Below are 19687 nucleotides of genomic sequence, written 5' to 3' on the forward strand. Positions count from 1 at the left end.
CCTCTTTAAATTATAGATTAAATATATAAGGATAATCAATTTGTATGCATTTCTTGTTTATGGATATATTTTCAACGAATATAAATGTATAGATGTATAGTCAATTGTGAGTGTTTGATGTTATCATATTGAATGATATGGAAATTTTTAATAGAAGAAGCAACGAACAATTCAAAGGTAGTGAAGCCTTTGTTGTATACAGAAAATATTTATTATTACTCAGCAATATTAAAAATAAGATACGTATTTATATAAATTTAGTAGAAATGGGGGTTTTAAAAAGGAATGAGTATAAGTATAACAAGGCAAAAGATTTTAGCAGCCGCTTCTCAAATTGTGCAATGTAAAGGGGTTGCTAAGTTAACTTTAGAAGCGGTAGCAAAAGAGGCGGGGATAAGTAAAGGTGGATTGTTGTATCACTTTTCAACTAAAGAAGCTTTAATAGAGGGCATGATACTCAAAGGGACGGAGGAGTATCAAGATGCTATTCACAATAAAGTAGCGGAGGACTTAGAGAAGAAAGGAAGGTGGGTACGCTCTTTTGTAGAGGAAAGATTAAGTAATGAGAGAAGAGTAGAAGAGCTAGGTAGTAGTATGATGGCAGCATTAATGCTAAAACCTGAATTACTTGAACCGTTACAACAATCATTTCAGCAACTGCAAAATAAAATAGAAAATGATGAGATAGATTCAGTTTGTGCCACAATTATTAGATTAGCGGCAGATGGATTATGGTATTCAGAATATTTAGGGGTTGGAAGACTAAGCCCCGAATTAAGAGAAAAAGTGATTCAAGCTCTTATTTATAATTCGTATAAATAGAATATACGAACTATATAATGTAAAATAATTCACCATTGCTTATTTAATGCACTGGTGAATTATTTTTTTTATTAGAAAAATAGAACAATTTTATAGAGTATTGAATTATAACCGTCCAGACGGTATAGTAATATTTGGTTTAAGAGGAAAATGAAACAAAAAAAGAATAAAAAATATTTTTAGCACACTATTCGAAAGGATAGGCCGCAAAGCTTAGAGTCTACGGTAATACATATTGGTTACTAAGATCGTCTGGTTGCACATTTTTGATGCAACCGGACGGTCTTTTTTTGTTATATAAATATAAAAAATAGGAGGGAATTATGCAAATGAAAAGTACTAAAAGGCATATTTCGATGGTTTCATTAGTTTTTCTAGTATTATTTTCAGTACTAAATGTGTGGGCTCCAGTTATTCAAGCCGCTGTGATAAAAAATCCAGTGGACGAGATTAATATCTCCCGTACTGATGGTACAACGTCTGAACCATATCAAGCCTCAGATGGTATGAAAGTAGAAGTGAAGTGGTCAGCTAAAGAAAAAATAAAAAGTGGAGATCAATTCACAATTGATATGCCAAAAGAATTCAGAAAAGATCTTATGAATATGAGTTTTCCTTTAAAAGATGCTGAAGGAAAAACAGTTGGTACATGTGAGATGAAAAAGGGTCTATTGACATGTACTATGGGTGATTACGTAGAAGGAAAGAATAACATTAAAGGTTCTTTATTCGTAGAATTTTATTTTGGTCTAGAAGCATATGATGGTATTAAAAAAATCCCATTAGAATTTAACGTTGATGGTCAAATCGTAAATAAAGAAGTAAGTGTAAATAATACGACAGAGAGACCGAAGCCACAGCCCAATACAGATAATCTATTGAAATGGGGTTCTTATAATCAGGAAGACCCTTCAATTGCAGACTGGACGGTATATGTAAATGCAACTGGAACAGAAATGCAAGATCTTAAATTAACAGACACATTAGGACCTGGGCATGAATTAATTACAAATAGTTTAGTATTAGAAGAGGCTGTATTTGAAGATGGCTATGCACCAACAAATGTTAAGCCAGCAGATTTATCTAAAATTAAAATTAATGCAATGAAAACTGGATTTACAATTGAATTTCCAGACAGCTCAAAAGGTTATATTTTAAGATATAAAACAAAGATTACTAATCCTGCTGCAAAGCCTCATAAAAATACAGTGAAATTAGAAGGTAAAAATATTGTAACTGAAGAAAAAGTGGGAGAAGTATTCGTAAGTGGTGGGGGAGGAACCGGTTCAGGTGACGATAATCCACCTAGCATTGAAAAAAATATAGTAGATGAGAATGGTAAGCTTGTAGAGAATCAGCAGTTAACACAAATGGATCAAGCTATTCAATACCAAGTTGGTACACATATACCGAAAAATTCACCTAATTATACGTCAATGGTAATTAGTGATGATTTAGAAGATGTTTTAGAAGTATTAGAGGCAAAAGTATATGATCAAAATGGTCAAGATATTACTTCTAAAGGAACGTTAAATATAGACAAACAAAGAAGTGAAGTAACATTTGCGTTTGGTGAGAATTTTGACTATAAGTCATATGAAGACCAGGTAATTAACCTCAGCATTAAGGCGAAAATTAAAGCTAATGCAGATTTATCTTCTTACGTAGATAAGAAGATTCCTAATAAAGCGGAATTACATTTTGATGATAAAACATTAACATCGAAAGAAGTAATTGTTACGCCGCCTGAAGCTCCAAAAGAAGGTACAGTATCGATTCATAAAATAGATGCTGAGAATCCGAACAAAGGGTTGAAAGGTGCTGAATTTGAAGTTCGAAATAGTGCAAATGAAGTTGTTGCAAAACTGATAACGGACGAAAACGGCTTTTCAATACCTCAAACTTTAGCTCCTGGGACGTATAAAATTTATGAAACAGTAGCACCAGAAGGATATCAAAAATTAGCAATTCCAGTAGAGGTTACGCTTCAAGCTGGTGCAACAAAAGCCATTGAAGTCAAAAATACTTTGCAAAAGGGTCAAATCGAATTAAAGAAAATTGATTCGGAAAATGGTGAAAAACCATTAGCAAATGCAGAGTTTGATATAGTAAAAGACAGTGTAGTAGTTGAGCATATTGTTACAGATAAAGATGGTAAGGCAATCTCTAAACCGTTAGCGCCAGGGAAATATATTTTAAAAGAAACGAAAGCGCCTGAAGGATACCAATTAAAAGAAACAGAGTTCGAAGTAAATGTAACAGGGGACGGCATATTCCCAATAACAGTAAAAAATGCAATGACAGACAAAGGTAATGTAGAAATTACAAAGGTGGACAAAGAAAACGGTTCAGTATTAGCGGGTGTCGAATTTGAAGTTCAAGATGAGAAAGGTGAAGTAGTAAAAAAAGTAACGACGGATAAAGAAGGAATGGCAAACGTTTCAGATCTTTCAGTAGGAAAGTACAAATTAGTAGAGACGAAAAGCTTACCAGGTTACAAGAAACTAACAGAGCCAGTATCGTTTGAAATTACAAAAGGTATGACGAAAGTCCTATCATTGAAAGTAGAGAATGAACAGTTAGATAAAGGTTCAGTAGAAATTACAAAAATAGATAAAGACAGCCAGAAAGCATTAAAAGGCGTAGTTTTCGAAGTACGAGATGAAAAAGATAAAGTAGTAAAAGAAGTAACAACAGATAAAGAAGGAAAAGCGAACGTTTCAGATCTTTCAGTAGGAAAGTACAAATTAGTAGAGACGAAAAGCTTACCAGGTTATAAGAAACTAAAAGAACCGGTATCATTTGAAATTACAAAAGGTATGACGAAAGTCCTATCATTGAAAGTAGAGAATGAACAGTTAGATAAAGGTTCAATAGAAATTACAAAAGTAGATAAAGACAGCCAGAAAGTATTAAAAGGTGTAGTCTTCGAAGTACAAGATGAAAAAGATAAAGTAGTAAAAGAAGTAACAACAGATAAAGATGGAAAAGCAACAATTTCAGATTTATCAGTAGGAAAGTACAAATTAGTAGAAAAAGAAAGCTTACCAGGATATAAGAAATTAATAGAGCCAGTATTGTTTGAAATTACAAAAGGCATGACCGAGATCTTATCATTAAAAATAGAAAATGAAATGGTAGATACGGGGAATGTAGAGATAACAAAGATAGACAAAGATAATAAAGCACTGCTAGCGGGAGTAACGTTCGTTGTCCAAGATGAAAAAGGTAACGAAGTTAAAAAAGTAACGACAGATAAAGAAGGAAAAGCAAATGTTGCAGATTTACCTGTAGGCAAGTATGAATTAGTAGAGATAGAAAGTTTACCAGGTTATAAAAAGCTAGAAAAACCAGTATCATTTGAAATTACAAAGGGCATGACCAAGATACTATCATTAAAAGTAGAAAATGAAATGATGGATACTGGAAATGTAAAGATAATAAAAATAGATAAAGATAGTAAAGCACCATTAAAAGATGTTGTATTTGAAGTACGTGATTCAAAAGGAAAAGTAGTAAGAAAAGTAACAACAGATAAAGAAGGAAAAGCAAACGTTTCAGATTTATCTATTGGAAAGTATGAGTTGGTGGAAGTAGGAACACCAGTAGGATACAAACCACTTGAAAAGCCAATTTCATTCGAAATTGAAAAGGGCAGAGTAACAGCATTAAAGCTAACAGTCGAAAATGAATTAGTAGATACAGGAAATGTAGAAATTACAAAAGTAGACAAAGAAAATAAAGATGCTTTAGCTGATGCAGTATTTGATATTCAAGATGAAGCAGGACAAGTAGTCGCTAAAATAACGACAGATAAAAAAGGACAAGCACAAGTCACTAATTTATCAGTTGGAACATATAAGCTAGTAGAAGTGAAAGCACCAAAAGGATATAAGCAATTAGTAGATCCGATTGCTTTCCAAATTGAAAAAGGTATGACAAAATCTCTTGCTTTAACAGTAGAAAATGAAATGTTAGACAAGGGTAACGTAGAAATTACAAAAGTAGATAAAGACAGTCAAAAAGCATTAGCAGGCGTAGTCTTCGAAGTACAAGATGAGCAAGGAAAAGTAGTAACGAAAGTGACAACAGATAAAGAAGGAAAAGCAAACATTTCAGATCTATCTGTAGGAAGTTACAAATTAGTAGAGGTAGAAAGTTTACCAGGTTATAAAAAGCTAGAAAAACCAGTATCATTTGAAATTACAAAAGGTATGACGAAAGTCTTATCATTGAAAATAGAGAATGAATTGGTAGACAAAGGTAATGTAGAAGTTAAAAAAGTGGATAAAGACAGTGGAACAGTGTTAGCGGGCGTAACTTTCGAAGTGCAAGATGAAAAAGGCAAAGTAGTAACGAAAGTAACAACAGATAAAGAAGGAAAAGCAAACATTTCAGACCTATCTGTAGGGAGTTACAAATTAGTAGAAGTAGAAAATTTACCAGGCTACAAAAAATTAACAGAGCCAGTATCATTCGAAATTAAAAAAGGTATGACAGAAGTTTTATCACTAAAAGTAGAGAATGAACAGTTAGATAAAGGTTCAGTAGAAATTACAAAAGTAGATAAAGATAGTCAAAAAGCATTAGCAGGCGTAGTCTTCGAAGTACAAGATGAAAAAGGAAAAGTAGTAACGAAAGTAAAAACAGATAAAGAAGGAAAAGCGAAAATTTCAGATCTATCTGTAGGAAGTTACAAACTAGTAGAAGTAGAGAATTTACCAGGCTATAAAAAATTAACAGAGCCAGTATCATTCGAAATTAAAAAAGGTATGACAAAAGTCTTATCATTGAAAGTAGAGAATGAACAGTTAGACAAAGGCTCAGTAGAAATTACAAAAGTAGATAAAGATAGTCAAAAAGCATTAGCAGGCGTAGTCTTCGAAGTACAAGATGAGCAAGGAAAAGTAGTAACGAAAGTAAAAACAGATAAAGAAGGAAAAGCGAAAATTTCAGATCTATCTGTAGGAAGTTACAAATTAGTAGAGACGGAAAGCTTACCAGGTTACAAAAAGCTAAGCGAACCAGTATCATTTGAGATTAAAAAAGGTATGACAGAAGTTTTATTACTAAAAGTAGAGAATGAACAGTTAGATAAAGGTTCAGTAGAAATTACAAAAATGGCTGCTGAAAGTAAGAATGTATTATCAGGGGCAGTGTTTGAAGTTCATGACGAAAAAGGAAAAGTAGTAACGAAAGTAACAACAGATAAAGAAGGAAAAGCGAAAATCTCAGACTTATCTGTAGGTCACTACACACTTGTAGAAGTAGAAGCACCAAAGGGTTATGAAAAATTAACTAATCCAATTCCATTTGAAATTACAAAAGGAATGATAAGTCCAGTTCAATTAGAAGTATTAAACAAATTGACTTCTTTAGCACCACCAGGCCCAGAGAAACCAGAAACGACGGATCCAGAAAAACCAGAAACAACGGATCCAGAAAAACCAGAAACAACGGATCCAGAAAAACCAGAAACAACGGATCCAGAAAAACCAGAAACAACGGATCCAGAAAAACCAGAAACAACGGATCCAGAGAAACCAGAAACGACGGATCCAGAGAACGACGGATCCAGAGAAACCAGAAACGACGGATCCAGAGAAACCTGTAACAACGGATCCAGAAAAACCAGAAACAACAGATCCAGAGAAGCCTGAAAAAGAATTACCGAAGACAGGACAGAAAATGCCTGTGGAACCATATATGGGAGCACTTCTTATTATGATGAGTTTTGGATTGCTCGTATTAGGTAGAAAACAGCAGAGATAATAAAAATGAAAAAGGTATCCTCAAAGTATTGGAGGATACCTTTTTTATTTGGCATAAAAAAACATTTAGCAAAAGGGGTAGCAGCACATGCCCATCAAGCTAAAAGTACGAATTACCCCAAAACAATAAGTACGAGCAAAATGCACAAAATTTTCGCTCTGGGGTATTTGCTTTTCTTAGCTTGATAGCAATGTGTTGGTGTTAGAAAAACACTGAAATTTGCTACACTACAAAAATTACCCTTAGCAATACTTAATGTTTTGAATGCATCAAACTTTTTGCTTTTAAGTATAGAATCACTCTTTTTATACACGCACTCGCCGCAATAAGGCGAAAAATACCATTCGTTACTAAGCCTAGCGCATACTGACTTGAACCTTTAAAAATATACGTTACGATAAAACGTAAAATAAATACAACAACCCATATACCTAAGGCGATATAAGAACTTTTAGCATAAACCTTCCCATTACTTTTATCGATTCGTATTATAGTTGTAGAACCACGCACAGCTCCTACAATTCCTCCAAGAGCAAGTAATACTACAAATAAACCAGTTTCGATTAATGTGAGATCATTAAATACATGAGTAAATGTATAGTATGCGATTAATACAGGAGCAATCCATATTCGTTGAAATTTCAATTCCCTTTCTTTTAGTTGAAGGAGAATTAAAATAATAAGACCAGTTGTATTATCCATGCTATACTCTCTTTCTTTTTTATTATGATCTGTTTAATTTCAATTAGAAAAACACTATGTTAATTTAAAATTTTATTCTTTTTACTACATACAGCAGATATCACTTTACAATTTTTTTTCGAATTGCCATTACAGCTGCTTGTGTACGATCTGTTACATCTAGTTTTTGAAGAATATTGTGGATATGAGTTTTGACTGTCCCTTCGGAAACATAAAGGATTTTAGCTATTTCATGGTTTTGTTTTCCATAAGCTAATAATTGTAAAACATCAATCTCCCGCTTAGTTAGAGTTTCCGTATGTTCAAGTTCTTCGCTAACTAAATTATAATCATTATTATCGTGTTTTATAAATTGTGTAAAAGCTTGATTTGCTGTCGTGCTATTATAAATCATTGCTCCTTTATTCATAGATCGAATACTATCTAACATTTCCTCCGTTTCAGTATCTTTTAATATATAACCCACTGCACCAGCTCGAATACCGTCTAAGACATACTGTTGTACATCAAAAGTCGTCAATAGAACAACTTTTGTATTTGGTAATATACTCATAATGTTTTGGGTAGCCATAATACCTGATAAATCAGGCATTTGAATGTCCATAATTACCATATCTGGTGCAGTTTTTAAGGCAACTTTAATTGCTTCCTTCCCATCTTTACATTCCCCAACTATCTCCATATCATCTTGCATTTCAATAATATAGCATAGGCCTTTTCGAACAAATGGTTCATCATCAGCTAGCACAATACGAATCTTTTCTGTCATATTTCTCCTCCATTTTTCTGAATTGGAATAGTGGCTTCAACTCGAAGTCCTTTTGGTTCATTTAGAAAAAAGGAACAATTACCTCCAACTGATTTACAGCGTTTTATCATACCATTGAGTCCAAAGCCATATTCTAATGGCTTATCCCCTGTATATATACCATTATCATCAATTGTGAGTTTTACTACTCCGTCTATTTCTGTTACGTTTACAATAACAGAATCTGCATTAGAATGTCGTAAGACATTAGTTAAAGACTCTTGTAGAATGCGATACAGAATTGTACTTTCCTCCATCGTCCACTCTGTTATATTTCCAGCTTGAATGAACTCAATTTGTAATAAAGAATTCGCTTGAACCTGTGAAATCAATCCTTTTAATGAAGTAAGCCCGAGATCTTTTTCATCACTTGTCCATTCTCTAACAGCAACTCGGATTTCTTCCATTCCTTTTCGTGCCACCTTTAAAAGTTCTTCAACATGAACTTGGGCAGCAACAGGATCTTTCCTTAACATAATCTTAAGAGCCTGTAATTGAATAATAAGTGAGGTCATTTGATGTCCAAGTCCATCATGAATCTCTCTTGCTAATTTTGTTCTTTCCGTAAAAGCTGCATATCGCATAGAAAATACCGTTGTTTCTTGTAGTTCAGCATGTGCTTCGTCTAATTCTTTTAGTTGTTTTTGATTTTTTTGATATGCGTCTCTTAGCTTGGATGTACTTCGGATCGAGACATAGAGGCCGATAATAATTAATGTTTCTTGGTAAGGAAACGTATTCGCATGTATAAATAGAATAATAACTATCCCCGTTATAGCAACTAAAATTGTCGTTACTCGTGTCCACTTTGGTTCTGCAGCGGCAAGAAAAACTATGAGTGGCCATAACGCATAATTCGGAAAATTTGGATGAGAAAAATATAATACACATGATATGCTTATTAATATACTCGTAAATAAAGCGTACTTCCTTGCATTCCACCAAGATTTTGGTGAATACAACATCCATAGATAAATTGTTACAAAAACGCTACAAACCCATATTGCAAAGGTACCATGAGGTGCGAAACCTTGATAAAAAAATACGCATAATAAGATGATTCCTATCGCATTTCCTGCATGACTATCAATAATTTTTAAAAATACTTTTTCCATGTACTTATTCCCTCCCAACCTTACTGTTTAGTTTCTATATTTTTTGGCTATAGATGAATATCAATTTCTTAATTTAAAGGCTGGAAATTTACAACTCCCAATTATAATAGTTCATAGATGAGTTAAATTCCTTTAATGCATATCATCTAAAATCTGAAATTAAAAGAATAATGAAGTAGTTAGTATAGTGTGTTTGTTTTACCTACTTCATTATGCAAAAGAAGTTGTTTTTCTTAACCTATTTCTTTAATTTGTTTTAGATTTTTTCTATATCTTTGTATCCTAATCACAATTCCAATAGTACGAATAACTACCATCGCAATTGTAAAAAATACGAAAGCAGGGGCTATAACATTAAAATCCAAATGATTCGATACCATGAAATCTACAAATTGTTGTGGATACCAGTCTGTCGCTACATAAGCTAATACGACACGCCATCCAAGTCCAATAATCCATAAACATAAATAAGGAATACCAGCAGTTACGTACGCTTTATTGTCAGAACCATATTCTACTTTCACTGTAAAAAGCATTAGCCCTCCCATGATCATGCCGACCATTGTCATGATTATGAGTGCGGTCATATTTGAACCTGAGGTAGGTATTTCCTCGACGAATAAATAAACACTTATACCACAAAGAATAAATGGCAATACAGCCTTTGTGGTTGTAAATACTTTCCTTCCGATTTGTGTTAATAATACAATTGTTAAAAATGCACCAATCATTATCCAAGCTTGAGTATTCAAATTAAAACCCCCATAAAGTATAAATTTATTGTTTATTTGCTTACTTACTGGAGGATTGTAACATCCCTAATATTTTAGAACATCTATCTGAAAGATGATTTTTTTGAATACCCTCTATCTATAGATAGAGTTTTTTATGATTCTTTTGTGAAAAAAGCCACTTGAATATATATAACTGGATATATGGGACGCATTGAAAAAACACTGTTTATCCTAGACTATATTTCTAGCGAAACTTTACGCTGGCAAATTGAAATTTTGTTCAAAACATGGAAATCTTTCTTTCAAATTCACAAGTGCAAAGAAATTAAGAAAGAACGCTTAGAATGCCATTTATATGGGCAACTTATTAGCATTTTACTCTGTACATCTACCATGTTTAAAATGCGTCAGTTACTCTTGAATAAGAAAAAGAAAGAGTTAAGTGAATACAAATCCATTTATATGATAAAGAATTATTATCTATTGTTTTACCAAGAATTATCAAAGATTTTCCTACGTCTGTTCAATCTTTTAGAGAAAAACGGACGGAAATCTCACCGTTACGAAAAGAAAACAGTCTTTGATATCCTAGGCGTTATGTATGAGTGTACGTTGTTAAAGAGTTTCAAAGTTGCATAATATTTTTCAAAACACCCTTTTGGTAGGTTTATTTGTTATGCATATTTTTAGTGTAGCCGTAGAAATTTCAAAAAAATACACTCACATATACCCTCTTGATATCCTTAGCTTGATGGGCATGTGGTGCTACCCCATGCCCATCAAGCTAATATTTTATAGTACCCCCAGAACCAAATTTTTATCTCTCTACAGTTATTTATGTGAATTCAACTCGATTTTTTGTTTTGTGGGATAATTAGTTTTTTAACTTGATGGCGATAGGGAAAATGCTTTTCGTGTAAGCGTCAAATATTCCCCACCTACTATTTTTATTGTATATTTTAGAGTTACTTGATGTTTACTCTATTCGGGGTACCGCCACATCACCATCAAGCTAAGAAAAGCAAATACCCGAAAATGAGAAAATTGACGTCTCCAGATTAAAACGTACAATTTTCTCGTTTTGGGGGTATTTTAAAATTTCAACTTGATGATGGGGTATGCCCTACTAAACATAAAGTTCGATTCTCTTTTTATCACTTTTTTTAAAAGTACTCGCTGCAATTGTTTTTCCTATTTTTAATTTTTACTAAACAAAGATAACATTATAGCTTTAACTCTTTAAACACTTTGTTACCTGTATACTAATTTTAGTAAGATATTCCTCCTTATTATTAGTTCTTAATGGATTGTAGAAGTAATCTTCATAGGCATTTCCTTCAATAACATAGCCCTCTGATTTGATAAATTCCGTGATATTGTGGTATGCGGATTCAATATCTTTATAAGATCCTTGGTGATAATATATGACATAAATTCCTCCTGGTTTTGATTGACCTGTTTCTAAATCACTATAACAAAATAAGTGATCTACCTCCTCATATCTTTCTTGAATCAGGCTCTCTCTTGTTATCACGGATCCAATAGGAGCAGGAACAAACAAGCCTATTTGCTTGCTAAAATGTTTTACCCAATCGAAATCGGTCATGCTATTTTTCGAATTTACATCGCTTAAGAAAATAGATTTTTTCTGTGTCTTTTGGATATAAACCTTCCCAACTTCAACGTTTTTTCTTTCTTCTTCCATTGAAATAATACCCTTAAAGAAACGACGAATTTGAATTAATTTCTCAATTTCTTCTTCCACCAGAACTGTCTGCTGTTTTGCCATTTCAACAAGTTTGTAAGTGTTGGGAGAATTAAGATATTCTTTTAGTTCCTCAATCGAAACTCCCACTTTCCGAAGAGATTGGAGTGTTGAGAATGTATTAATTTGATCGTAGGTATAATATCGATAACCATTGGGAAGTTTACCGGCAGGTTTAAAAAGATTGATTCTATCATAATAAAACAAGGTGTCTTTTTTCACCCCAAAATAACTAGCAAATTCTCCTGTACTTAAGGTTTTAAGGTTTTTTCTCTCCAAGTTAAAAACTCCTCTTGACTATAGACTAACTCCACACTTCATACTAGCATAAGCAAACGCATGTTAATACAGGAGGTTTTTATTATGGATTATTTTCACCCCCTCGTCTGGCAGCTGCTCGGTGGTACGACCTTCGCCCGCACAGCTAGCTTTATGACGATACCATTTTTAGCACTTTATTTACAAAATGATTTACATGCCTCACCAATTATGATTGGTTTAGCAGTCGGTATTTCACAATTGACTGCGACATTTGGTGGCTTCTTCGGTGGTTTCTTTACTGACCGGTTTGGCCGAAAAAAAATTATCATCATATCGATGTTCTGTTGGAGTATAGTCTTTTATGGCTTTGCATTCGCAAACTCTGTTTGGATATTCGTTCTATGCAATGCTCTCAACGGTATCTGTCGTGCATTTTTTGAACCAGCTTCACAAGCTTTGATGATTGACTATACTGACGAAGATAGGCGTCGTCGCCTATTTTCAATTCGATATACTGCCATCAATTTATCAGCTGTGATCGGCCTTTTGCTCGGTATTGTCATTTCAAAAGCATCATCAATAAGTTTTCCATTCCTTATTACTGCAACGATGTACTTATTGTATGCGATTTTCTTAGTCATCACTTTACGACGTATAGAGGAGCAGAATACGGTCAATGTTACGCAAGATATTGGCGACTTGATGCGTGTTCTTTTACAAGATAGCACACTTATGTTGCTCATTATTGCGAGTGTTATTTGCAATTTCGTATATATGCAAACAGAGGCAACAATGCCACAATTGCTTAATTTAACTATGGCAGACGGAGTAGCATTATATTCAGTTCTAATTGTGATTAATGCTGCAACAATCGTAATTCTTCAATTGCCACTCGGCATTTTAAGCGAAAAAGTAGCAATCAAAACAAGTCTTATTTTCGGGGGCGGACTATTAGCACTTGGTATGTTAATCTTCCACTTCGCTGATAATTGGACACTTTTTATTGTCGGTATGGTTGTGTTCTCACTTGGTGAAATTTTTGTTTTCCCAATGACGAGTGCTATAGTCGAAATGATTGCACCCGCGCATCAAAAAGCAACATATCTTGGTTTTATGCAATTTCAAAACTTAGGTGGCTTCTTAGGCCCAGTGCTTGGTGGCTGGTTGATTATCCATTTTGCACCACAATTGTATTTGGTGATGGTTAGCCTATGCTTAGTAGTTATTATTTGCTACATAGCAGCTTTACGTGGCAAATCATTTCGAATGTCTTAATACAAATAAAAACTGTGACTACATGAGGTACGGTCACATTACCATAAAGCTAAGGTTTCACACTATTCATTAAGCAAAAAAGACGTTATTCTTACTGTAGAATTATAGGAAAGGATGGCGTTTTTTGTATGTCTAATTCTGTATCTGACGACTTACAATTATTTGCACAGGAGATAAAGAGTCTTTTATCCCCAAATACCTTACAGAATCTAGCTAGAGATGTTGGATTTGTACAGCGAACAAGTAAGTATCAAGCACAAGAGTTAGTAGCTTTATGCGTATGGCTAAGCCAAAGTGTAGCAAAAACTTCCTTAACCCAGTTATGTAGTTGTTTAGAAGTATCAACAGAAGTACTCATCAGTCCTGAAGGACTAAATCAAAGATTTAACGCCGCAGCCGTCCAGTTTCTACAACAAGTTTTAGCCAAACTTCTAAACCAAAAGTTATCTTCAGCTAAGCTAATTTCTTCTCCATATACTTCTATTTTCAAGCGTATTCGTATCTTAGATTCAACTGCATTTCAACTCCCGGATGTATTTTCATCGGTTTATCCAGGTGCAGGAGGATGCAGCCATACAGCTGGGATAAAAATTCAGCTTGAGTATGATTTGTTAAGCGGACAGTTCCTACATATTCATACAGGTCCAGGTAAACAACATGATCGCACTTACGGCTCTCTGTGTGCCCCAACTGTGGCAGCGAATGATTTATGTATCCGAGATTTAGGTTATTTTCATTTAAAAGACCTTCAATATATACAAGATCAAGAGGCCTACTATATTTCTCGTATCAAGTCGAATACACGTATTTATCAAAAAAATCCTAACCCTGATTATTTTCAAGATGGAAGAATTAAGAAAGGTACAGAGTATATACAGTTAGATATGGAGACGGTAATGAACTCCCTTCAGCCAGGACAAACATGGGAAATAGCTAATGCTTATGTAGGAATGATTGATAAAGTGTCAGCTCGTGTAATTGTCCATCGATTAACAAAACAACAGCAACAAAAACGATTACAAGATCAAGCTGTAAGAGAAAAAAAGAAAGGAATGAAGAATTCTCCTCGTAGTAAACGACTCAGTGGTATCAATGTATATATGACAAACACTTCTACAGATATTGTCCCGATGGGACAGGTACATGACTGGTATTCTTTGCGTTGGCAAATCGAAATTTTATTTAAAACGTGGAAGTCATTCTTTCAAATCCATCATTGTAAAAAGATAAAATCAGAACGATTGGAGTGCCATTTATATGGCCAATTGATTGCCATTCTACTCTGTTCTTCTATCATGTTTCAAATGCGCCAATTGCTCCTCATGAAGAAAAAACGAGAGCTTAGTGAGTATAAAGCCATATATATGATTAAAGACTATTTTCTTCTTCTATTCCAAACTATACAAAAAAACACCCAAGAGCTATCAAAGGTGTTACTCCGCCTGTTCAATCTCCTACAGCAAAACGGGCGGAAATCTCATCGATATGAGAAAAAAACGGTCTTTGATATATTAGGTGTCGTTTACAATTGTACCATGTCTGATAATCAAGCCGCTTAATTCAAAAAAGTGAAACCCGTTAGGGTTTATTTCGTATGCAAATCTTTCAATCACCTACACTTGCCCTTTAGAAAAAGAAACAATCTCGCCTAAAATTGACTTTGCATAAGCTTAGCTTGATAGCGATGTGGTGCTCCCCCAATATACACATTTTATAATGACATTGGATACTCTTCAACAACAATCCCAAAAGGTACACTTTTTGATACACGCTCCCATCCACAGTAAAAACATATATTCCTATAGATTTGATACAAAACATTATTCAATATTTGTAAATCCTAGTTGAACTTTTAATCAGAGAAAAAGGCATCCTTCTAATTTTCATTCGACAAAATATGACAATATACAAATAACTTGTTTGCTACCATGAGATAAGAAATCTTACATTTTAACAACCGAAAGAGGTAATTACATGCAAATATTAATGTCATTATTCTTTATAGCTACAGTCGTTTCTTTTATATTAATGACTAAAGCTTCTAAGAAAAACCAAAGTAAAAAGAGGTATTTCATTTCCGGATTAGCATGCTTTGTGTTAATGATGATTTTTTACGCACTGTCTCCGAAAGAAGAAATCAATAAAAATGAAGCTAAAATCGCTAACACTGAGGTGAAAAAAGAAGATACACCTAAAGAAGGTGCTTCTAAACAAAAAGAAGAACAACAAAAAGCTGATGAGCTGAAAAAATTAGAAGAGAATCGTAAAAAAGAAGAGGAACAAAAGCAGAAAGAAGAACAGAGAAAACAACAAGATGAAGCTAAGAAAAAAGAAGAGCCAAAACCGGTTGTAAATGCTGATAAAACTACATATGAAAACGAAATTAAGCCTACTATTGATGAAATGATAAAAGAATATGATGAAATTTGGAATTAGGACTGGAGACCTATTTGGGGAGAAGCGAGCAAAGGCCCTGAATCTCTTGACAAGAACACTTTAAAAGAGAAAATGGAGTCAGTTACAAATCGATATGATGCACTGTCCAAGAAAAATATAGCATTTAAAAGCGGATTAAAGTTAACTGATTCTGTATTAAAAGAAAAAATTGAGAAATTCAGAGTGGAGTTTGGACTAGCAACTAACTACAGAAGCAATGCTGGAAGAGCAGTAACTCAAGGGATAAAAGGAGTAGCTCCATTGAAAGGAAGAATGGAAGAAGCTCAAAAATCAATTCAACTTTCTGATCAGAAGCTAATTAATGCTGTAGCTAGTTTAACTGAAGTGGAATCAAAACTAGGTGTTAAACGTTAATAAGCACTCGAAAGGGTGCTTTTATTTTGCTCTCAGACATAAATAAAATTAGAGGTGATGTATGTGAAGAGGAAGCCTATTTTTATAATAGGTGGTTTAATTTTAATTGCTTTTGGAGTTATGGGATGGAATAAGTATTCGGATTACAAATACGAAAAAGAACGTGCGCAAATTCATGCAGATTACGAAAAAGAACTTATAGAAATGGAAAAAGAACAAGCCAAACAGCTAGCTGCCGAAGAGAGTAGGTTAGAAAAGATAGAAGAACAAAATCGAAAAGAAGAAGCTAGACAGCAGCGTATGATGGATACTTTCAATAATTTACGTCGCGGTATGTCTTACGAAGAAGTTGCAGCAGCATTCGGTGAAGAAGGAGATTTAAAAAAACAAGGTACATATAGTAATGAATGGAAAGATTATATAAAGAATCATCCCTCTTATTTTTGGAACTATGACAGTATGTACAATATAGATTTTGTTCACTTTTACGATACATTTATGAAACATTCGTATGTTACGTTATATAAGTCCTTTTTTGAATCATTTTCATTCTGTCAAAAAGTCCTAGTCCCCTCTAGGGCTTTTTACGTTTAGATAAAGAAATGTACCGTATTTCTCAATGCACAACATTACTTAACATGGTAAAATAATAATTGGATGGGAGTCCAATACATATTATTAAAATTAAAGTGGTTCAAGTCGGAGGAAGGCACCTTAGGGTGTCTTTTCTTTATGGAAAAATCCCTACATAAAATGTAGAGATTTCAGAATATAAGCGGGGAAATTCCTCTTCCCTTTATGCGGAATCTGACACACTCCCTATCATTTTTGGAGGTCTTTTTTACTTAATTTAATTTTTTTAAAAAGTAGTTGACTACAAAAATATCTTTATGATATTATTAAAATATTTGATAAAAAAACACATATATGTTAAAGTTAAGAAGGTTACCATATATGGAGGTGGATTATATGTTTCAAATTGGCGATAACATTGTTTATCCAATGCACGGAGCAGGTATAATTGAAGCCATAGAAGAAAAAGAATTCTCAGGAAAAAAACAACAGTATTATGTTATAAAAATGTCAATCAGTAATATGAAAGTCATGATTCCTATGGGGAAAATATTAAGTTCGAGTATACGCCCGGTTACTGATATACTTGCATTAAAACACATTATACACATTTTTCAGCATGGAGAATCAGATAGATTATTAACGTGGAAACAAAGGTATAAAGTGAACACGGACAAAATAAAAACGGGTGAAATACAAGAAGGTGCTGAAGTTGTACGTGATTTAATGCGTATGAAGAAAGAAAAGGCACTTAATACAAGCGAAAAAACAATGTTGGATAACGCACATGAATTTTTGATTAGTGAACTAGGATTAATTAAAGGGATCACTGAAAATCAAATAAAAAGTTTCTGTTAGGATTCATTATAGATAATGTATTACATCCCCCGAAAATATCCTGAATTTTTCGGGAATATGATGATTATTAAAAGTAAATCATTTCAAAGACATTCAACTTCTTCAACTCACTTTTAGAGTAGGAACCTCTTTTGTTATTACTTCAATCTAATCCATTTTTATTTTTAAATTTCTTTTACGAACGTTCGAAGTTTCATCAAATAACTCGATTAAATAGTCACTTGATTTTTGCAATCCTGATTCACACTGGCACGGACAAGGATCCGTAAGGATGAAAGAGAGGTAGGGCTTTCATTGTTTTAGGTAATATATTATCTAGGTCATTATTTCTAGAAGAAAAAACAATCGATCTCACCGCTATCTCTTTAAGAATTCCTTATATCTACTGAGACAGTGAATAGGTAATTGTTTATCTCTTCTTTACGTAAAATTGATAAACGAACTGGTAACACCATATGGTCAACTACAAAAAAATGGTTTCCAGACCAGGAAACCATTTTTAACTTCATTTACATAACAATAATAAATTAAGCAGTAAAAAGGAGTACACACATGAAAAAAATGTTAACAAAAGAATTAAGTAATGAATTAAAGAAGCGGGAAGGGATCATTTCTATTACAGTTGAGCCTTATGAAAAAATCGAAGTTGGTGGCATTCGTGTAGATGGACCAGCTGTTATTCTAATTAATCAAGAATAGTTGAATGCATGAAGAAAAGGATCAACCTTTAAAAGAAGGGAGGATCCTTTTTGTTTGCTACTTTTATCTGATGTGTTGGAGTTAAAACGGAAGGAGAGGGTCGGGATTATCATGGTGGAAAGCTTAATATTGGTAGGATTTCTTTTTACGTTATATAAATTAGTTGATAAAAAAATAAGCTGATTATTTAAAAAGATATATTCTTTCCCTTTTAAGGGCGAGATTTATTTGATAGTGAAATGGATAATGTAAAGGAGGAATTTAGATGGATGCAAGGAAAGAACGCATAAAATACAAGAAGATGTCAAAGAACTATGAACATATTTATTTAGTTTCGTTACTACTACTAATTGTACTTGTTTGTAGTAGTGTGGTTATCATAGGAGCGACAGGGGGAACATATGGAGTGTTTTTGTTGTTAGCAATTTTACTTAACGCACGTATTACGAAAGAATCTCAAAAAAAGTATGAGCACGATTCTAATAAAGGGCGTATTTAAAATGATACATAGCCTGAAAGGAACAACCTAGATGTACATGCAAAGTATCCCTATATCATTACCTATTAACTAGTAAAAAAAGAATCGTATATAAATAATTTAGGAATAGAAAACGTAACTTATTAAAATGTTATTTTCGTTCATATAATGAATTATCCTTCTAGCATATTTATAGATTTATATCATATAGTAAGAGAAAGAAGTCTTATAGAATGAGTTATTTGGAGGGAAATGACTTTAGTGAACAAAATATGGTAAGTGTACCCAATCCCTTAATTTGATTTATAACAGATTGGCGTCATAGACGACCAAATAAAAACACAGTGTTTTATCTCTGTGTTTCTTCAAATTTCCGTTTTTGAATATATGCTTGGGCATGAATAAGTTCTTCCTGAAGTTCTTTTAATTCTTTTATAGATTCTGATTCAATAGCGATGTAAGTAATAACTAAACTGATCATCATATCCATCTTGTCTACTATATTTTGAATGACCTGTTCAGAATGCTCTTTTTTAGGGTGTTGTATTGCCTTTAATACATTTTCCATATAATTGTTTTTTCTTTGCTGGATATCATAAATAAACTGTTTTGTGTTTGAGTTCATTTGTTGTTCCTCCGTTTTGGATATACTTCTATTCTATCATATTTGAATAGAAAATATTGGATTCCCTTAAATTCACACCTGTCTCGTACATCTCCTCAAATATACAAACTAATTCCTTAACTTACAGGGAACAAATCAAAAGGTGTCAATTTTATGTCTAAACATACAATTTTCTTTTTTAGGTATAGTGCCCCCCTATTATATAATTTCACGTACTATATCAGATGTGTAAAATCTAATTCTTCAATAAGGGGTAGCACCAAAAGAACTCGATACAAATAAAAACAAAAAGGAAGACAAAGTTCGTCCTATTTTCTTAATGCGGTTATATCAAAAAAGTTAGCTATATATATTTAATGTGAAAGTAAAAGGTTAAAGGTCTTCGTAAT

The 19687-nt window shown here is 33.3% G+C and carries 14 protein-coding genes, 3 pseudogenes and 1 riboswitch; of the genes and pseudogenes, 11 read left to right on the forward strand and 6 right to left on the reverse strand.

What is annotated here, in order from left to right; genetic code table 11:
- Positions 1-285: 285 nt before the first annotated feature.
- The 3 genes and pseudogenes from MKX31_RS03600 (at position 286) to MKX31_RS29210 (ending at position 6594) form a co-directional block, all read left to right on the forward strand.
- The gene (locus MKX31_RS03600) at positions 286-822 is read left to right on the forward strand and encodes a TetR/AcrR family transcriptional regulator (protein WP_000028006.1); all 537 of its coding nucleotides are present in this window, start codon (positions 286-288) and stop codon (positions 820-822) included.
- A 171-nt stretch (positions 823-993) separates the two neighbouring features.
- Positions 994-1086: riboswitch (cyclic di-GMP riboswitch) on the forward strand.
- Between the two features lie 242 nt (positions 1087-1328).
- Positions 1329-6092 (forward strand): annotated as a pseudogene (locus MKX31_RS03605) (SpaA isopeptide-forming pilin-related protein); the annotation flags it as partial.
- 166 nt (positions 6093-6258) lie between these two features.
- Positions 6259-6594, forward strand: a complete 336-nt coding sequence (locus MKX31_RS29210; RefSeq protein WP_445661307.1) for an LPXTG cell wall anchor domain-containing protein — start codon at positions 6259-6261, stop codon at positions 6592-6594.
- A 252-nt stretch (positions 6595-6846) separates the two neighbouring features.
- Here the strand turns inward: MKX31_RS29210 and MKX31_RS03610 are convergent, their stop codons facing one another.
- The 4 genes from MKX31_RS03610 to MKX31_RS03625 all read right to left on the reverse strand — a co-directional run bounded on the left by MKX31_RS03610 (position 6847) and on the right by MKX31_RS03625 (position 9971).
- Positions 6847-7296, reverse strand: a complete 450-nt coding sequence (locus tag MKX31_RS03610; protein ID WP_262786941.1) for a DUF1453 domain-containing protein — start codon at positions 7294-7296, stop codon at positions 6847-6849.
- A gap of 100 nt (positions 7297-7396) precedes the next feature.
- Entirely contained in the window at positions 7397-8065 is a 669-nt protein-coding gene (locus MKX31_RS03615) for a response regulator (RefSeq protein ID WP_262786942.1), read from the reverse strand.
- Complete coding sequence (locus tag MKX31_RS03620; protein ID WP_064476892.1) at positions 8062-9219, reverse strand: sensor histidine kinase; 1158 nt, start codon at positions 9217-9219, stop codon at positions 8062-8064. The genes MKX31_RS03615 and MKX31_RS03620 overlap by 4 nt, the downstream gene beginning before the upstream one ends.
- Positions 9220-9452: 233 nt before the next feature.
- Positions 9453-9971: a hypothetical protein gene (locus MKX31_RS03625; RefSeq protein ID WP_064476891.1), complete on the reverse strand. Its 519-nt coding sequence runs from the start codon at positions 9969-9971 to the stop codon at positions 9453-9455.
- 234 nt (positions 9972-10205) lie between these two features.
- Between MKX31_RS03625 and MKX31_RS03630 the strand changes: the two are divergent.
- A pseudogene (locus MKX31_RS03630) lies at positions 10206-10592 on the forward strand (transposase); the annotation flags it as partial.
- A gap of 592 nt (positions 10593-11184) precedes the next feature.
- Here the strand turns inward: MKX31_RS03630 and MKX31_RS03635 are convergent.
- Positions 11185-11997 (reverse strand): MerR family transcriptional regulator, encoded by an 813-nt coding sequence (locus MKX31_RS03635; RefSeq protein ID WP_000440177.1) that lies wholly within the window; start codon positions 11995-11997, stop codon positions 11185-11187.
- An 84-nt stretch (positions 11998-12081) separates the two neighbouring features.
- Here MKX31_RS03635 and MKX31_RS03640 point away from each other — a divergent pair, with 84 nt between their 5' ends.
- From MKX31_RS03640 to MKX31_RS03670, 7 genes and pseudogenes are all read left to right on the forward strand, one after another.
- Positions 12082-13254 carry an MDR family MFS transporter gene (locus MKX31_RS03640; protein ID WP_000384374.1) on the forward strand — a complete coding sequence of 391 codons (1173 nt, stop codon included), beginning with the start codon at positions 12082-12084 and terminating at the stop codon, positions 13252-13254.
- A gap of 128 nt (positions 13255-13382) precedes the next feature.
- The gene (locus MKX31_RS03645; protein WP_340980011.1) at positions 13383-14813 is read left to right on the forward strand and encodes an IS4 family transposase; all 1431 of its coding nucleotides are present in this window, start codon (positions 13383-13385) and stop codon (positions 14811-14813) included.
- A 415-nt stretch (positions 14814-15228) separates the two neighbouring features.
- Positions 15229-16065, forward strand: a pseudogene (locus MKX31_RS03650) (ribonuclease).
- A 63-nt stretch (positions 16066-16128) separates the two neighbouring features.
- Positions 16129-16659: a cell envelope integrity protein TolA gene (locus MKX31_RS03655; protein ID WP_340980013.1), complete on the forward strand. Its 531-nt coding sequence runs from the start codon at positions 16129-16131 to the stop codon at positions 16657-16659.
- A 375-nt stretch (positions 16660-17034) separates the two neighbouring features.
- Positions 17035-17496 (forward strand): CarD family transcriptional regulator, encoded by a 462-nt coding sequence (locus MKX31_RS03660; RefSeq protein WP_000486311.1) that lies wholly within the window; start codon positions 17035-17037, stop codon positions 17494-17496.
- 552 nt (positions 17497-18048) lie between these two features.
- Positions 18049-18195: a BC1881 family protein gene (locus tag MKX31_RS03665; protein WP_000738547.1), complete on the forward strand. Its 147-nt coding sequence runs from the start codon at positions 18049-18051 to the stop codon at positions 18193-18195.
- Between the two features lie 265 nt (positions 18196-18460).
- On the forward strand, positions 18461-18694 hold the full coding sequence (locus MKX31_RS03670) for a hypothetical protein (protein ID WP_340980016.1): 234 nt from the start codon (positions 18461-18463) through the stop codon (positions 18692-18694).
- A 328-nt stretch (positions 18695-19022) separates the two neighbouring features.
- Here the strand turns inward: MKX31_RS03670 and MKX31_RS03675 are convergent, their stop codons facing one another.
- The gene (locus MKX31_RS03675) at positions 19023-19298 is read right to left on the reverse strand and encodes a hypothetical protein (protein WP_064476888.1); all 276 of its coding nucleotides are present in this window, start codon (positions 19296-19298) and stop codon (positions 19023-19025) included.
- Between the last annotated feature and the right edge of the window lie 389 nt (positions 19299-19687).

The sequence above is a fragment of the Bacillus sp. FSL M8-0063 genome (assembly GCF_038005545.1).
In the GTDB taxonomy this organism is placed as follows: Bacteria; Bacillota; Bacilli; order Bacillales; family Bacillaceae_G; genus Bacillus_A; species Bacillus_A wiedmannii.

What these genes read in the sequence shown, in the direction of transcription:
- MKX31_RS03665 (WP_000738547.1), top strand. Translation starts at nt 18,049, where the DNA reads ATGAAAAAAATGTTAACAAAAGAATTAAGTAATGAATTAAAGAAGCGG.
- MKX31_RS03670 (WP_340980016.1), top strand. Translation starts at nt 18,461, where the DNA reads ATGGATGCAAGGAAAGAACGCATAAAATACAAGAAGATGTCAAAGAAC.
- MKX31_RS03645 (WP_340980011.1), top strand. Translation starts at nt 13,383, where the DNA reads ATGTCTAATTCTGTATCTGACGACTTACAATTATTTGCACAGGAGATA.
- MKX31_RS03675 (WP_064476888.1), bottom strand. Translation starts at nt 19,298, where the DNA reads ATGAACTCAAACACAAAACAGTTTATTTATGATATCCAGCAAAGAAAA.
- MKX31_RS03615 (WP_262786942.1), bottom strand. Translation starts at nt 8,065, where the DNA reads ATGACAGAAAAGATTCGTATTGTGCTAGCTGATGATGAACCATTTGTT.
- MKX31_RS03660 (WP_000486311.1), top strand. Translation starts at nt 17,035, where the DNA reads ATGTTTCAAATTGGCGATAACATTGTTTATCCAATGCACGGAGCAGGT.
- MKX31_RS03610 (WP_262786941.1), bottom strand. Translation starts at nt 7,296, where the DNA reads ATGGATAATACAACTGGTCTTATTATTTTAATTCTCCTTCAACTAAAA.
- MKX31_RS03640 (WP_000384374.1), top strand. Translation starts at nt 12,082, where the DNA reads ATGGATTATTTTCACCCCCTCGTCTGGCAGCTGCTCGGTGGTACGACC.
- MKX31_RS03600 (WP_000028006.1), top strand. Translation starts at nt 286, where the DNA reads ATGAGTATAAGTATAACAAGGCAAAAGATTTTAGCAGCCGCTTCTCAA.
- MKX31_RS03620 (WP_064476892.1), bottom strand. Translation starts at nt 9,219, where the DNA reads ATGGAAAAAGTATTTTTAAAAATTATTGATAGTCATGCAGGAAATGCG.